We start from the raw sequence: 15,982 nt of genomic DNA, 5'->3' as shown, positions 1-15,982 counted from the left end.
TATCGAAACGCTATTTTGTGAAAACCCTCTAATTTTGGAAAGCAGCAATAAAATAAACTGTTTGAAAATTGGCAAATTTTTGCTAGTTTAAAAGTAGATATTGTCAAAAATAGGGGGTTTTTGGATGGGGCAGCATCATGGCGTAACAAACGGGGCTGGGACAGGATTAATCTTTTTTTGCCGGGTACAGGCTGGGCAGGAGATTTCGGTATCCATATTGAAGATTCTTTAGAACATAAATTTACATATGGTAGATATTCTGGGCATTGCAGGAGTGAAGGGTTAACAGGTAAACGAATACATCTCAGCCTTTTTAGCGTGAATCCCCGTTTACATACAATATTTCAAAGGAGGAGCATGATGGCAAAATGTGTATTAATTTTTGGACCGCAGGCATCCGGCAAGATGACTGTTGGACAGGAATTGGCAAAGATAACGGAATTAAAGCTGTTTCATAATCATATGACCATCGATTTATTGGAGCCTTTTTTTGGATTCACTCCGGAAATGTGGAGGCTGGCTAACTTATTCAGGTTTGAAATATTTGAAGCCGCAGCAAAAAGTAACATGGAAGGGTTAATTTTTACCTTTGTATGGGCTTTTAGCCAGCAAAAGGATTGGGAGTATGTAGACAGGATATGTGAAATTTTTGAGTCCAATGGAGGAAGCGTTTATCTGATTGAACTGGAGACCGAGCTCGAGGTTAGGCTTGAGCGCAATAAAAGCCCTAACCGCCTTGCACACAAGCCGACCAAAAGGAATGTTGAATACTCCGAGGCTGAATTAAAAAGCTCCATGAAAAAGCATAGATTGAACTCATGGGAGGGGGAGATCCAAAGAAAGAATTATGTAAAGCTGAATAATACCCATATCAGCGCAGAAGAGGCAGCTGCCTGGATAAAAGATCAGTTTTTGCTGTAAGGATGTGTTCGTTGGAACGTCTTATAAATCTAGTAGAACATAAAAGCAAGCATTACAAATGAGGTTATCGACAATGGAACGAATGAAGCTGTACCAAAATATAAAAATCCGGATTCTTGATGTTTTCCTGAACGGTTTGTCCACCTCAATATACATTCCATTCATGGGCATCTACTTTGCTTCCCGGTTTGGAGAGAAGCTAACCGGTATTCTCATGATCTTTACCGTCATAATTGGATTTTGCGCCGGATTATATGCAGGATATATTTCAGATTTAATTGGCAGGAAAAAAATACTGCAAAGGGCAGGGCTTGCGAGGCTTCTTGGTGTGCTGTTGCTGCTTTCGACCAGTACATCTTGGATTCACTCGACAATCATGTCTTTTATAGCCATCCTGATTATCACGGCCAGCAGCGGGATGGCAGCCTGCCGCAGAAGATCCACCATCAAAACTGTACCCTGATCCTCGATTAAAATTCCGGCCCATTGGATCTTTTGAATTCTCATCCCTGCACACTTCCTTATTAGTTTATATAAAAACTGACTATATAGTTTCTTTTATTAAAACATATATTTCCATTTTATTCAATTGCAAACGAAAGAGAAGAGCAGTGGTTTGTCCGATTTTCTTTTATGTTTTTAAGGAAAACTGTGGAAAAAAAGAGAGGGGCTTTTATTCCTAAAAGCGCCCTCCTTCTGAGTCCAACTATCGTTTAAATTTATTCGATACCCCTTTGACGACCTTTGAGGTTGTATCGACCGTTTTCCCAACCATGCCATTTCCGAAGCTGGAAGTGTTTTTCAGGATGCTGGAGGATGTATCTGCCACTTTGCCGATTAAGCCGCCTTCACCCACTACGTTCTTCACGACATTATTAGCAGTATCCACCGTTTTGTGAACCAAGTCATTGGCCTGGTTCGAAGCATGCTTAAAGATATTATCATAGTCACTCATCATATTTCCCTCCTTCCTTTGTACTTCATATTATGTTGGATGAGTAGCTTGTGCTATTGGGTCTTTGGAGGATAAGAAGGAATTGTTGTCTTCCTAAGTGATCTCTTAGCCGCGTTTTTCCATTTTTCAACCAGAAAAAGCGAAAGAAGCGGACAACCTCGCATACGAATATAAAGCAAATCACAATAGGGATAATACTGGAAAAAAGAGGGGTGTGTCTTTTGATTGATCACCTGCACGAAATTGGAGCAACTTCAGCAGCGAGTCTTCACAATGTTGTTGCCGCCGTTCTTTCCCAGCCGCTCAGCATCCTCTTGCAGGGACGATTGTAGGCGTATTTTTGATCAGCTTATTTTGGATTGGGGGCCTTCATGGCGACAATATTGTCGGAATGGTAATGAGCCCGATTTGGTTAAAGGCAACTGGCGAAAATGCCGCTGCATTTGCGCAGCACCAGCCAATTCCCAATATCTTTACCAATGAATTCTATGGAAGCTTTGTCACCATTGGGGGAACAGGCGGGACGATTTCCTTTGTGATTTTGATGATTTTCTGGGCAAAAAGCAAACAGCTCAAACAACTCGGTAAGCTGGCGTTGCCTTCCTGTTTATTCATGATCAATGACCCCGTCATTTTGGGTACGACGATTGTCCTGAAACCACTTCTAATCATTCCGTTTTTCCTTGCTCCGATTGTGAATGTAATAGGTACCTAAATTGGTATGGAAACTGGGCTTATAGCCAAAACAATCGCTGCTGTGCCATGGACCACACCACCCATTATTTCCGGATTTTTTGCGACAGGCGACCATATTTCCGGCGCTGTCATGCTCTCGTCAGTATGGTCCTGGACTTCTTCATTTACCTTCCATTCTTCCGGATGTGGGATAAATTGAAGACGAAGGAAGAAAAGGAAATGGATTCAGCAGTTTAGTGTCGGCATTCATCCTCGTTATTTTACGAAATGAACAGCACGAGATAATAGGAAAAAATCGGTAATATATTTCTGCAGTGATTCCCTTTTTCCCTATACATAAAGTGAAAAAGAAGAGAATACCTTAGTGGTAGATTAGCAGATTGGCATTATACATCCTAAAAATTGTAAGCGATTACACAAAAAGAGGGGGAATTGGATGAAACACATTTTGCTTTGCTGCGCTGCCGGCATGTCAACAAGCCTTTTGGTGACAAAAATGGAGACGGCCGCCAAAACACAGGGAGTGGAAGCAGAAATTTGGGCCGTAGGGGCTAGTGAAGTGGACCGCCATTTGGATAGGGCGGACGTGCTCTTAATCGGCCCGCAGGTACGCTATCTTTTGCCGCAATTAAAGAAAAAAGGAGAAACAAAAGGTATAAAAGTAGAAGCGATCAACACGGTTCATTATGGGATGTGCAATGGCCCTGAAGTGTTAAAGCACGCCCTGTCACTCATTCCGTAATTCGATTGGCCCCGTAATAACCAAAAACAGACGAGGTGATCGTATGAGCAATGTCAGCCAATTTGTTGAGAACAAAATACTGCCGGCTGCAGGAAGAGTTGCCGGTCAAAGACATTTACAGGCTCTTCGTGACGGGATTATCCTAACGATGCCGCTTTTGATTATCGGATCGCTGTTTCTTATTATCAGCAGCCTTCCCATTCCGGGGTATGCGGATTTTATGGCACGAACCTTTGGAGCAAGCTGGCAAACAAAGCTTCTCTATCCAGTGAATGCCAGCTTTAATATTATGGCCCTGATTGCCGCCTTCGGGATTGCCTACCGCCTAGCGGAAAAATACAATGTGGATGCCCTATCTGCAGGGGCGATTTCTGTTGCGGCCTTTGTTTTGGCCACGCCGTATTTTACGATGTTTACACCTCTGGGCGCCAAAACAGCCATTGAAGTAGACGGCGTTCTTTCCTTGTCCTACCTTGGCAGCAAAGGCTTGTTTGTTGCGATGATTCTCGCCATTCTTTCTACTGAAATCTACCGTTTTATTGTACAGAAGAACATTGTCATTAAACTGCCGGACGGTGTGCCGCCATCTGTCAGTAAAAGCTTTATCGCGCTCATTCCGGGGTTTGTCGTCATTGCGGTGGTTTGGATTCTCCGCCTGTTAGTGGAACAAACTTCGTTTGGAAGCCTACACAATGTAGTCGGCACTCTCCTGCAGGGACCGCTCTCTGCGTTTGGAGGATCCTTGATTGGAACGCTTGTGATCGTCCTGCTGCTTCAGCTTTTATGGACGGTTGGTTTGCACGGAGCCGCCATTGTCGGAAGCGTTATGGGACCGGTCTGGCTTGCGGCTACGGATGCGAACCGGATTGCATTTCAAAATCATGAAGCACTCCCGCATGTATTTACCCAGCCATTCTTTGATATTTTCATTTATATGGGCGGATCCGGTGCTACCATCACATTCGCGCTCATGATGGTCTTTTTCTCAAAAAGCCAGCAAGCCAAGCAGCTGGGAAGACTGGCCATTGCACCGGGAATTTTCAATATCAATGAACCGATTGTCTTCGGTGCACCAATCGTTATGAACCCGCTTCTCATGATTCCATTCATCCTGACGCCGCTTGTGACAACGATTGTTACCTATATTGCAATGCATACCGGTCTTGTGCCAAAAACGAATGGAACCCTTCCTCCGTGGACAACGCCGCCTATAATCGGAGGATTCCTTGCAACCGGAAGTATTGTCGGCTCCTTAATGCAGCTGATCAACCTGGCGATCGGTTTTGTCATCTATTTTCCATTCTTTAAAATCTGGGATAAACAAAACCTGAAGATGGAAAAGGGTGCATAGAATATGCTGTAAGCCTTGGATAACAGGGGCTTGCCTTCGGGCAGGCTCCATTCGTTACATAAACGTAAATATTTAGAGAAGGTGAAAAGATGACAAAAGAAGAATTGTATACCATATCCTTTCAGCTAATTCTGCACGGGGGAAATGCAAGGAGTCTTGCGATGGAAGCCATCTTTGAGGCAAAAGAAAAAAGCTTTGCGTCGGCTTTAGAAAAGCTTTCAGAAGCAGGTAGGGAACTGAATGAAGCTCATAAATATCAGACACAGCTGATTCAGGCTGAAGCCGGCGGGGAAGCATTGGACCTGCCGATTCTTCTTGTCCATGCGCAGGATCATTTGATGAACGCTTTGACAGTGAAGGATTTAGCTGCGGAAATCATCGACATCCGCCAGGAAATGGCCGCAAGCCGCAAAGGGGAGGAAACAGAATGACCGAAAAAAAGACCGTTAAAATTGCAACAATTGGAGGAGGCTCAAGCTATACTCCGGAGCTTGTAGAAGGATTTATTAAACGGTATCAGGAGCTGCCGCTTGGGGAGCTTTGGCTTGTGGATGTACCGGAAGGAAAAGAAAAGCTGGAAATCGTAGGGGATTTGGCCAAGCGGATGTTTGAAAAAGCAGGTCTTCCAGTAGAGGTTCACTTAACACTGAACCGCCGCGAAGCCCTGAAGGATGCCGACTTTGTTACAACACAATTCCGTGTCGGGCTGTTGGATGCCCGTGCAAAAGACGAACGAATCCCTTTGAAGCATGGCGTCCTCGGACAGGAAACGAACGGCCCTGGCGGTCTGTTTAAAGGACTGCGTACCATCCCGGTCATTTTGGACATCGTCAAGGATATGGAAGAGCTGTGCCCGGAAGCCTGGCTGGTGAATTTTACGAATCCTGCCGGAATGGTCACAGAAGCCGTGCTTCGGCACAGTGATTTCCGTCGTGTCGTTGGCCTTTGCAATGTGCCAATCGGAATGGAAATGGGAATCGCAAAGCTTCTCGATGTTGAGCATTCCCGTGTCCGGATTGATTTTGCCGGCTTGAATCATATGGTGTACGGGCTGGATGTTTATGTGGATGGTGTAAGCGTGAAAGACAGGGTAATCGAGCTGTTAAGCGACCCGGCCAATACATCTTTTGTGAAAAATGTTCAGGGACAGGGCTGGGAGCCAGAATTCATCCGATCCTTAAATGCCCTCACCTGCGCATACCACAACTACTATTACAAGATGCCGGAGATGGTCAAGAAAACGATCGAAACGGCTGAAAAAGAAGGAACCCGTGCCGAAGTCGTCAAACGTCTGGAGGATGAATTGTTTGAGCTCTACAAGGATCCGAACCTTGCCATTAAGCCTCCGCAGCTGGAAAAACGGGGCGGAGCCTACTATAGTGATGCAGCGGTTCGCCTGATTACTTCCATTTATACGGATAAAGGGGATATTCAGCCGGTCAATACGATGAACAAAGGAGCGATTGCGAGCATTCCGTATGAGTCAGCAGTTGAAGTCAGCTGTGTGATTACAAAGGATGGCCCAAGACCGATCACGATGGGCGACATTCCCGTGGCAGCCCGCGGACTTGTGCAGCAAATCAAATCATTTGAACGCATTGCCTGTGAAGCGGCAGTGGAGGGCAGCTATGACAAAGTCGTTTTAGCCTTGACCATTAACCCGCTAGTCGCCTCCGATAAGCTGGCGAAAAAGATTGTAGATGAAATGCTGGAAGCACACAAAGCGTATTTGCCGCAGTTTTTTAAAACCAAAAAAGTAGCCGCTGCCAAAGGGTAAAGGAGGAAGCTAATTGATTAAATTAATTGTAAATGCCGATGATTTTGGTTACACAAGAGGGATCAACCACGCCATAATCGACTGCCATCAAAACGGGATCGTCAACAGTGCCACCATGATGATGAATATGCCAGGAGTTCCTCATGCCGTTGTGCTCGCTAAAGAAAATCCCAAGCTGATGGTGGGCATCCATCTTGTCCTGACATGCGGAAAGCCGCTTTTGGATGATGTGCCATCCCTCGTGGATCAAGAAGGAAAATTTAAAAAGCTTTCCTATTTGCGCGAGCATGTAAGCGACGTTTCCTTGGAAGAACTGGAGCGGGAGTGGTCTGCCCAAATCGAAGCTTTCCTAGCAACAGGACTTACCCCAAGCCATTTTGACAGCCACCATCACACCCATACCATTCCAGAATTCCTCACCGTAGTACAGAGGCTTTCCCGGAAATACGGATTATCCTGCCGCCTCGCTTCTGATCAGGCAGTGGACGGTGTTCCGGCTTTTAGCGATGTCTTCCTGCATGATTTTTACGGTTCTACGGCAACCGAAGATTATTTTGACGACATCGCAAGCAAAGCTCCGGACAATTCAACCGTCGAAGTCATGTGCCACCCGGGTTATGTTGATCAGGCTTTGTTAACTGGATCCTCCTATGCAATCGAGAGAGTAAAGGAAACGGAGATCCTGACAACAGTGAAGCTCCCGGCTTCAGTACAGCTGGTGAAAGAGGGGATTGCGGTAGAGTAGGGTTTATGAAGTCGATGTTTACGGTATGCAGCTTTTAGCTATGCGGTTTTTTATTAACAGATTTGGTTATTTAATACAAAACGCTAATTCACAACGATTTTGCATGCCAATTAACACACTTTTTGAAAACGAATTAGCAATAAAAAAAGCAGTAGATTCCGTATTTAATCGTATGTACTGTTTTAGGGTGAATCGGTTTAAACGACACACAAATAGACAACAGTTTTGGAATCAAAATTCACCTGTAAAGTGATTTAAAGGTAGTCGAAGGGATAATAAACTTTATTAAAAAACCTGTGTCGAATTTTAATTCGATACAGGTTTTTAATAATTTATAAATTCTTTATATTAAAGAGTTTTTCTTGATTATTAATCTTTCGGTATTTCAATCTTGGCATAAAAATAAGAGGCCACCACTATAATACCTACCCATAAAATCACCGGAACCACAACTGCTATTATCATCATTAAGTTTAGTGGTAAAGTCCAGGCAAAAATGATGATAAGAAGTCCCATCGGAATTCCTAATTGTCCTCCAAGACGATGTGTACGGATCCAACTTTCCGTACTTGATAAAGTCCAAGGTGTTCTGAATCCTACCCACCAATTTGGCTGAAGGCGGGTGGATATGTTGGCTATGAGCATGAACATGATACCGTATGCACTCGGTGCAAATCGTATCGATAGGATGTGTAAGCTATGACCTAAGACAGTTGCATAGATGATTCCAATACATACGACAATCACGCCGCCAATATAACGATATGTTGACCAAAAAGAATCATAATTTTTTTTCTTTGGGTCAATTCTCCATAGGACATGCCATAAAAGAATGATAACAAGCATAATAGCTGGCTCATATAAAACGATTAGCCAACTTGGTCTCATATGGTTCGCTTTTCCTGCAACTTCAGCTGGAAGATGTGTATAAGCAATTATTCCGAGTATAATCGCCAAAACCCATGTAAGCCACCCCCACCAAGGCATTGCATTATTTTTCTTTTTCATAATGACCACCTCCAAAGTGTTCAAAAAGCCATACAAGCCATTCTTGAATAATAGTGGTATTAAGTTTGTAAATAATGAAATTTCCTTCTCGTTGGGCAATAATCAAGTTTGCATTTTTGAGGACATTCAGATGACGGCTAATAGTTGGTTGAGCAGATGAAAAATGTTCAGATATTTCACCTGCTGTTTTGGGTCCTTCTTTTAGTAACTCGATAATCTTCCTGCGTGTTTGGTCAGACATCGCTTTAAAGATGCTCTCGTTCATCATATTCACCTTCCTCAATTATTATTGTATAGCTAATTAGCTATATAGTGAATTATTTTTCGGGAAATTTCTAAACTAAATTCTTATTAAAACGCTCTGCACAAAAACAACGTTCTCCACAAATGTTTTTCTTATCTTTCCTTAAAGTTGTAAAGGTGCTGTGTGAGCGCTACCCCAGTAAGCCAAACACAAAGAATGTTCACAAATGCTGAAACGAATTTAGGTGTAGTAAAGACATTGTTAAGTAACGGTTGATTTTTTCAACTGAAATAAAGCATAACTCCATTGGAATTGTCGGTAAAATACATTTTAATAACAGTAGGGGGAATGAAAATGATGAGAGAAATAAATATTGCAAAAGTTATTACATCAAAAAGAAGAGAAAAAGGCATCACACAGGACAAACTTGCTGAGTATATCGGTGTATCGAAGGCTTCCGTATCCAAATGGGAGACGGCTCAAAGCTATCCAGATATCACCCTACTTCCACAATTGGCATCTTTTTTTAATATAAGTATTGATGAACTCATTGGGTATCTCCCGCAAATGACAAAAGAGGATATAAAGAAAACATATCACCGGCTAGCGGAGGATTTTAGTAGTAAGCCTTTTGATGAAGTATACGGCCAATGCCGTGCAATTATAAAGAAATATTTTTCTTGTTTTCCCCTCTTACTGCAAATGGCCAAATTATTGGTCAATCATTTTATGCTTGCTGCAGAAAAGGAAAAACAGGAAGCAGTGATACAGGAATCCATTGATTTATGTATCAGGATTAAGAAGGAAAGTGATGATATTTGGATTGCAAAGCAGGCAAATTCAATGGAAGCGGTATGTCACATCATCTTAAATCAGCCCTTGGAAGCTTTGGAACTGCTTGACGAAACAATGAAGCCGCCGATCAGTGATAACTTTTTACTCTCCAGAGCCTATCAAATGACGGGAAATATAGAGAAGGCAAAAGAAGCTTTACAGGTCAGCCTTTATCAACATCTACGCGGTCTACTTGGGCCTGCACAGTCATATTTGGTGTTAGTTGCCAATTGGCCTGAAAAGTTTGAGCAGGCTCTTGAACGTTTTATCGAAATCTCTAAAGTCTTTGAAGTAGAAAAACTGGACCCTAATTCGATGGCGCTGCTTTATTTTGCCGCAGCACAAGGGTATATGATGCAAAAAAAACCTGAAAAGGCATTGGAGATGCTCGAAAACTACACTTTCATTTGTACGAACTTCCTTTTACCATACGAATTGAAAGGGGATTCTTTTTTTGACAGTATTGAAAACTGGCTGAAGGATTATGATGTTGAAGCTCCCAGAGACGAAAAGATAATAAAAGAAAGTATCGTGCAAACGGTTGTGGAAAACCCTGCATTTTTCCCATTGAATTATGAACCAAAATACAAAAGGATTGTTGAAAAACTAAAGGCTCAAATTGAAAGATGAACGGGTAGAGATAAATTAACGAAAACCACTTACCTTTAGGTTGTCAATAAGGAGGTAATCACAATGGCTGATGAAAAACTGGTCTTAGGTGCCGAAACAAAGTACCCCTTAAATGGAATATTGACCATTCCTGATGAAACAGTAGGATTGTTTCCAGCAGTTGTATTGGTTCAAGGCTCTGGTCCAAGCAACATGGATGAAAAAATCGGAAACATATATCCTTTTAAGGATCTTGCAAATGGTTTGTCGGAACAAGGTATTGCAGTGCTCCGATATGATAAGAGAACATTCGTATATGGCAAGGAAATGAGAAATGATCCTGCATTATCAGTGAAAGAAGAAACCATTGAAGATGCAATCCTCGCAGCTGATATTTTGCGGGAAGATTCACGAATTGATTCAAGCAAAATATTTGTTATTGGCCATAGTTTAGGCGGGATGTTAGCTCCGCGTGTTGATGCACAAGGCGGTAATTTTGCTGGAATCATTATTATGGGTGGGTCCCCACGCAAATTTGAAGATATTCTAATGGATCAAAACAACGAAGTTTTACATTCACTGAATAAGTTTTTGAAATGGATTGCTATAAAACAAATAGCAGGATTTTCATCAAAGTTGAACAACATTTATAACCTTAGTGATGAAGAAGCAAAATCAACTCTAGTTTTTGGAAAACATGTTAGAGCCTACTACTTGAAGGAAATGGGCGAACATCCATCAGTCAATTATCTCATGGAATTGCATAAGCCCATATTGATACTTCATGGAGAGAAAGATTTTCATGTGTCGGTAGAAAAAGATTTTATTGGTTACAAAAAAATATTAGGAGATAGGCCAAATGTAACGTATAAACTGTATCCAAATCTGAATCATGCGTTCATGCCTTCTGTTTATGGAGAGATACGAAAAGCCAAAAAAGAGTATAAGGTTGTACAACATGTTGATCAACAAGTGGTAAAGGATATTTCCGATTGGATTCATTCAGTATTGAGATAGTCATCAGGAGGTAAATGACAATAGCTAGTTTTATTTGCGAACTAACGTTTATAAATTAACTAGGGAGTAGATAGCTGATGGGAATATTATCAAGTATTTTTCCTATTATTGCACTTTTTGTTGATTTAGTAATCATGATTGGTTGTTTAAAAAGAATTTCTGCCCAAATCTATTTTAACTTTTTAAACAGGACGATATGGGTGTTCATCGTTGTTTTTGGCAGCATTTTTGGACAACTGATGTATTTCCTTTTGGAACTAAAATCAAACGATAGATAAAACTCGTTAATACCTTAAAGCAGTTTAGAGATGGCTTTCTTACGAGAAAGAATGGAGTTGCTAAAGAAATAATGTTCAAAAAGGAATCATGACTCTCAAAATAAGTTATGAAGACCTTACCTAAACAAACAGGTGCAAGAGCTAAGATCGGGCTGTCATTGTTGGCAGCTCTTTTTGTATTTCGTTAACGGGTCAGTTTACTTCAAGAAGAAACATGGGATTAGGCAATAAACACCAAAAAGGTGTGGATTGAAAGGATCTTACGTTACAGTTTAACTGGAAATTCACTTTTTGTAATAGGAATCTGAGCATCTTGTCTTTTTGGGCAGATTTTAGGTACTTACTCCTAATCAAATAAAATGAATACTACCCTGGTGTGAATGCTGCACATAATTCATTGGTTTATTACTGAAGCAAAATGCAAAGATGACCGAGAACCAGGCGTGAAGAAGATTGTCCTTTTTACACAGTTTGCATCGATGTAAACATTGATTACCCGTGAATGGGTAAATGAAAACCGATGTCCTCCGGTAATCGGCAGGAAAAGATTGACTTATTTCACAACTGGCCGTAAATAAGTTTTACCACTTCCTTACGATGGAGAGGATGGAGTTATGTGAAGGTTAATAGTAGAGGATAAAAAAGGAATAGGAACTGCCTTTGTGGTGTAAAAACGGGGGATTAGTTTATTAGGAAAAAGTGAACCTACTCCTTCCCACTATAATTATATCATATAAAAAATGAGCGAAATAGCCTTTTTCTTCTCATTTACTCCTGCTAAAATGCAAGAGATATTTAATCAGATGGTCGGAGGGATATATAATGGGTGCATTGGTTCTCGGTTTACAGGAAACAGAAAAAACACAGCTTATGCTCGTTGGCGGAAAAGGGTTGAATTTAGGGGAATTATCAAAAATTCAAGGAATAAAAGTACCAGAAGGATTTTGTGTTACAACAGAGGGATTTAAAAAAGCATTTGACCATAACCAAACGTTTCAAGCATTGCTGGAGCATTTAACAATGCTGAAAGTGGAGGATCGTGATCAAATTGGTGAAATCAGCAAGAAGATCCAACAAATCATTAGGGAAGCAGACATTCCTTTGGATGTTGTGAATGCAATTGCCGATTATCTCTCTCAGTGTGGTCATGAACATGCTTATGCAGTTCGTTCAAGTGCGACTGCTGAAGATTTACCCTATGCCTCATTTGCTGGTCAACAAGACACCTATTTAAATATTATCGGAAAAGAAGCAATCTTACGGTATATCAAAAAATGCTGGGCTTCACTATTTACGGAAAGAGCGGTTATTTACAGAATACAAAATCGGGTTAACCACAGACAAGTTTATATATCCGTTATTGTTCAGAGGATGGTTTTCCCACAGGCATCAGGGGTTTTATTTACCGCTGACCCCATTACCTCTAACAGAAATTTACTTTCCATCAATGCCAGTTTTGGGCTTGGAGAAGCACTTGTCTCTGGCCTGGTATCAGCCGATTGTTATAAAGTACGTGCTGAAGAAATTGTCGACAAAATGATCGCAGCCAAAAAATTAGCGATCTATGCACGAAAAGAAGGCGGAACAGAGACACAGAAGATCAACCCAGAGAAGCAAAAAACGCAAGCCCTTACTGAACAGCAAATCGTACAGCTTGCACGCCTCGGAAGACAGATCGAAGCCTATTTTGGCTGCCCGCAAGATATTGAATGGTGTTTAGCGGATGATACATTTCATTTCGTCCAGAGTCGTCCAATCACAACGCTTTTCCCCATACCAGAAGCGAACGATCAGGAAAATCACGTCTATGTGTCTGTCGGCCATCAACAAATGATGACTGATGCCATGAAACCACTGGGATTGTCTTTTTTCCTTTTAACGACTCCTGCACCCATGCGCAAAGCGGGTGGAAGGCTGTTTGTTGATGTCACACCTCAACTGGCTTCAGCTGACAGAAGAGACGCTTTATTACATGCCATGGGCCAGCACGATCCGCTCATGAAAGACGCACTTATAAACATCATTGAGCGTGGAGATTTTATAACATCATTACCAAATGATCATCAAGCACCGAGTCCCGCTAGAGGCAATACAGATATGCTTGAACAAATCGAAAACAATCCATCCATCGTTTCTGATTTGATAAAACGCAGTCAAACATCGATTGAAACGTTAAAACAAACCATCCAAGCGAAATCAGGAAACGATTTAATTGAGTTCATACTGGAAGATATTCAGGAATTAAGGAAAATTTTATTTGACCCGCAAAGTTCTGCTACCTTTATGGCAGCAATAAATGCATCAGCATGGATCAGTGAAAAGATGAACGAGTGGCTAGGTGAAAAAAACGCTGCAGACACGCTTTCTCAGTCTGTACCAAACAATATTACGTCGGAAATGGGTCTGGCACTAATGGATGTCGCAGATGTGATTCGTCCTTATCCAGAAGTAATGGAGTATTTACAACAAGTAAAAGATGATACCTTTTTGGCTGGACTGGTAAATGTTAATGGCGGACAGGAAGCAAAAGACGCTATCAATGGCTTTCTCAGCAAATACGGAATGCGATGTGCCGGAGAAATCGATATGACAAGAACACGATGGAGTGAAAAACCCATTACACTTGTCCCCATGATTCTCAATAACATCAAAAACTTTGAGCCGAATGAAAGCAAGCGGAAATTTGAGCAAGGTCGGCTGGAGGCTCTGAATAAAGAACAAGAGTTAGTGGATCGATTAAAGCAATTACCGGATGGTGAACAAAGAGCCAAAGAAACAAAACGAATGATCAGCCGAATCCGGAATTTCATGGGGTATCGCGAATATCCAAAATACGGCATGGTGAATCGCTACTTTATTTATAAACAGGCTTTACTGAAAGAAGCCGAAAAACTGGTGCAAGCAAGCGTACTCCATGAAAAAGAAGATATATACTATCTCACTTTTGAAGAGCTTGGCGAAGCCGTACGCACAAATAAACTGGATTACCAGATTATCAGCAAACGAAAAGACGAGTATACATTATATGAAAAACTAACTCCTCCACGTGTGATCACGTCTGATGGCGAAATCATGATTGGTGAGTACAAACGAGAAAATCTCCCAGCTGGAGCGATTGCTGGTCTGCCTGTTTCTTCTGGCGTTGTCGAGGGAAGAGCACGTGTCATCCTAAACATAGAAGATGCTGATTTAGAGGATGGAGATATCTTAGTTACCACCTTTACGGACCCTAGCTGGACACCATTGTTTGTTTCCATAAAAGGCTTAGTCACCGAGGTAGGCGGACTGATGACCCATGGAGCAGTTATTGCACGAGAATATGGCTTACCAGCTGTTGTTGGCGTGGAACATGCGACGAAACGAATAAAAGACAGGCAGCAAATCCGTGTGCATGGGACAGAAGGTTATATTGAAATATTGTAATAATCAAGGAGAAAAAGAACAGCATTTCCCAACACCGTATAGGAAGAGGAATGGGAAATGGAGATTACAACGGAAAAAATGGTTACCATTTTAAGATTGTCGTTTTAGTCTTGTTAGTATTAAGTGTTATTGCATTGTTTTACATCGGTAATGAATTATCTTCACTAAATGGATATTTAGACGATATTGATACGGGAGTAAGAAACCTCGTCAATAAATAGTAACCAAAAAGATTCAACAGGATATGGGTTGTAAACAGGGAAGAGGCTGGGACATAACCAGCCTCTTTTTTTTAGCAAAATCATCAAGATCACTTCAAACATATCTCTCGCCAAAATGGGCATAGTATACTCATTCCCATGAATGAGGTGACTGTTTAAATGAAGGACGACATAAAGGATTTCATCATGATTGAGGACGAAGAAGGAAATCAAAGAGAATTTGCAGTGGAAGCCTTATTTACTATGAACGACAAATCGTTTGCCCTTGTATCAGCAGATAACAAAACCTTTTTGATGATTGAAGGGGAAGAGGGCGACCAATATTTAACCGGAATTGAAGATTCCAAGGAAAGCAAGGCTATTTTTGATGAGTATCACAATTCCCTACAGGATAATCCCATTATTGACTAATAAAAAAAATTATTCTTAAACAGGAGATGAAATCAATGACAAACAGCCATGATGATGATCATGAAGGTAAGTCGATTGTTGATGAAAAAAGTAATCCGAGCAATCAGGAGCTGGAAAACAGTTCAACCGGCTATGGGCTTGAAACGGTTACGATTAAACCGGAAAAATCCTCGAAAAAAAGCGACCATCCTAATCCCGGCTGCGGAGGGCTGTAGACAAAGGGTATCCCCACTCATTCAAAAGGGCAGGGGATCTCTCTTGGATTACTGTTTATACTCCGCATGATACGAATTTTCCCCTGAATGAACGGACAGCAGCGTGTCGGCATATCCCACCAAACGGTTGACAAGCTCATCGCAAATTCCGTAGACCAGTCCATGCACTTCTTTTTGGTGGAGGGCGGGATCATCTAAAATAATGGTGGTATTGATAAAAATATGCTTCGTATCAAATAGGTTATAATGCACGATCACTTTGCCTGCAGCCCCTCCTGTCACAGGATCTTTAAAGCCAGGCAAAAACACATACCACTCCTCAGCAGAGGGAGAGCGGAAGTTTTTAGTGAACGTCATTCCTCCGATCACTTCCTGTAATTGTTTCTTCTGCAAATCATCCATAAGATCAATGATGTTCTTTTCCAAAAGCTTTTCCTTCTTTCCACGCGATGAATTGCCTAAAAGGTAAGATGGACAGTATTTAGGTTTTCCATATCTGAGAAAATAATCCAAAAGAGTAGAACCTTCCAAGGAA

At 41.6% G+C, this 15,982-nt stretch carries 17 protein-coding genes and 1 pseudogene; 14 read left to right on the top strand and 4 right to left on the bottom strand.

The window, feature by feature from the left end; all coding sequences use genetic code 11:
- Positions 1-360: 360 nt before the first annotated feature.
- Together A5N88_RS05895 and A5N88_RS05890 are read left to right on the top strand one after the other, a co-directional pair.
- Complete coding sequence (locus tag A5N88_RS05895) at positions 361-921, top strand: AAA family ATPase (protein WP_066264093.1); 561 nt, start codon at positions 361-363, stop codon at positions 919-921.
- A 73-nt stretch (positions 922-994) separates the two neighbouring features.
- Complete coding sequence (locus A5N88_RS05890) at positions 995-1,384, top strand: hypothetical protein (RefSeq protein ID WP_066264092.1); 390 nt, start codon at positions 995-997, stop codon at positions 1,382-1,384.
- 243 nt (positions 1,385-1,627) lie between these two features.
- On the opposite strand, the gene A5N88_RS05885 is transcribed toward A5N88_RS05890, so the two are convergent.
- The gene (locus A5N88_RS05885) at positions 1,628-1,876 is read right to left on the bottom strand and encodes a hypothetical protein (protein WP_083953057.1); all 249 of its coding nucleotides are present in this window, start codon (positions 1,874-1,876) and stop codon (positions 1,628-1,630) included.
- Between the two features lie 319 nt (positions 1,877-2,195).
- On the opposite strand from A5N88_RS05885, the pseudogene A5N88_RS05880 reads away from it, so the two are divergent.
- The 6 genes and pseudogenes from A5N88_RS05880 to chbG form a co-directional block, all read left to right on the top strand.
- Positions 2,196-2,591 (top strand): annotated as a pseudogene (locus A5N88_RS05880) (PTS transporter subunit EIIC); the annotation flags it as partial.
- Positions 2,592-3,008: 417 nt separating this feature from the next.
- Positions 3,009-3,314 carry a PTS sugar transporter subunit IIB gene (locus A5N88_RS05875; RefSeq protein ID WP_066264087.1) on the top strand — a complete coding sequence of 102 codons (306 nt, stop codon included), beginning with the start codon at positions 3,009-3,011 and terminating at the stop codon, positions 3,312-3,314.
- Between the two features lie 43 nt (positions 3,315-3,357).
- Positions 3,358-4,665, top strand: coding sequence for a PTS cellobiose transporter subunit IIC (celB, locus tag A5N88_RS05870; RefSeq protein WP_066264086.1), 1,308 nt, complete (start codon positions 3,358-3,360; stop codon positions 4,663-4,665).
- An 89-nt stretch (positions 4,666-4,754) separates the two neighbouring features.
- Positions 4,755-5,096: a PTS sugar transporter subunit IIA gene (locus A5N88_RS05865; protein ID WP_066264084.1), complete on the top strand. Its 342-nt coding sequence runs from the start codon at positions 4,755-4,757 to the stop codon at positions 5,094-5,096.
- On the top strand, positions 5,093-6,442 hold the full coding sequence (locus A5N88_RS05860) for a 6-phospho-beta-glucosidase (protein ID WP_066264083.1): 1,350 nt from the start codon (positions 5,093-5,095) through the stop codon (positions 6,440-6,442). The genes A5N88_RS05865 and A5N88_RS05860 overlap by 4 nt, the downstream gene beginning before the upstream one ends.
- Positions 6,443-6,455: 13 nt before the next feature.
- A complete protein-coding gene (gene chbG, locus A5N88_RS05855) occupies positions 6,456-7,187 on the top strand; it encodes a chitin disaccharide deacetylase (RefSeq protein WP_066264082.1) in 732 nt (243 codons plus the stop codon).
- 369 nt (positions 7,188-7,556) lie between these two features.
- On the opposite strand, the gene A5N88_RS05850 is transcribed toward chbG, so the two are convergent.
- Together A5N88_RS05850 and A5N88_RS05845 are read right to left on the bottom strand one after the other, a co-directional pair.
- Positions 7,557-8,195, bottom strand: a complete 639-nt coding sequence (locus tag A5N88_RS05850) for an SdpI family protein (protein ID WP_232317538.1) — start codon at positions 8,193-8,195, stop codon at positions 7,557-7,559.
- Complete coding sequence (locus A5N88_RS05845) at positions 8,179-8,463, bottom strand: autorepressor SdpR family transcription factor (protein ID WP_412733857.1); 285 nt, start codon at positions 8,461-8,463, stop codon at positions 8,179-8,181. The genes A5N88_RS05850 and A5N88_RS05845 overlap by 17 nt, the downstream gene beginning before the upstream one ends.
- Before the next feature lie 333 nt (positions 8,464-8,796).
- Between A5N88_RS05845 and A5N88_RS05840 the strand changes: the two genes are divergently transcribed.
- From A5N88_RS05840 to A5N88_RS05815, 6 genes are all read left to right on the top strand, one after another.
- Positions 8,797-9,903: a helix-turn-helix domain-containing protein gene (locus A5N88_RS05840; RefSeq protein ID WP_066270292.1), complete on the top strand. Its 1,107-nt coding sequence runs from the start codon at positions 8,797-8,799 to the stop codon at positions 9,901-9,903.
- Between the two features lie 63 nt (positions 9,904-9,966).
- Complete coding sequence (locus tag A5N88_RS05835; protein ID WP_066264080.1) at positions 9,967-10,899, top strand: alpha/beta hydrolase family protein; 933 nt, start codon at positions 9,967-9,969, stop codon at positions 10,897-10,899.
- A gap of 77 nt (positions 10,900-10,976) precedes the next feature.
- On the top strand, positions 10,977-11,177 hold the full coding sequence (locus A5N88_RS05830) for a hypothetical protein (RefSeq protein ID WP_066264078.1): 201 nt from the start codon (positions 10,977-10,979) through the stop codon (positions 11,175-11,177).
- Between the two features lie 822 nt (positions 11,178-11,999).
- Positions 12,000-14,600, top strand: coding sequence for a phosphoenolpyruvate synthase (ppsA, locus tag A5N88_RS05825; protein ID WP_066264076.1), 2,601 nt, complete (start codon positions 12,000-12,002; stop codon positions 14,598-14,600).
- 380 nt (positions 14,601-14,980) lie between these two features.
- Positions 14,981-15,232: a DUF1292 domain-containing protein gene (locus tag A5N88_RS05820; RefSeq protein ID WP_066264074.1), complete on the top strand. Its 252-nt coding sequence runs from the start codon at positions 14,981-14,983 to the stop codon at positions 15,230-15,232.
- Between the two features lie 35 nt (positions 15,233-15,267).
- The gene (locus tag A5N88_RS05815) at positions 15,268-15,447 is read left to right on the top strand and encodes a hypothetical protein (RefSeq protein WP_066264073.1); all 180 of its coding nucleotides are present in this window, start codon (positions 15,268-15,270) and stop codon (positions 15,445-15,447) included.
- 48 nt (positions 15,448-15,495) lie between these two features.
- Here A5N88_RS05815 and A5N88_RS05810 read toward each other — a convergent pair whose 3' ends face one another.
- On the bottom strand, positions 15,496-15,849 hold the full coding sequence (locus A5N88_RS05810; protein ID WP_412733859.1) for a hypothetical protein: 354 nt from the start codon (positions 15,847-15,849) through the stop codon (positions 15,496-15,498).
- Positions 15,850-15,982: the final 133 nt, after the last annotated feature.

This window comes from Heyndrickxia acidicola (assembly GCF_001636425.1).
Lineage (GTDB): Bacteria > Bacillota > Bacilli > Bacillales > Bacillaceae_C > Bacillus_AE > Bacillus_AE acidicola.
This window is presented reverse-complemented; position numbering and strand designations above follow the sequence as displayed.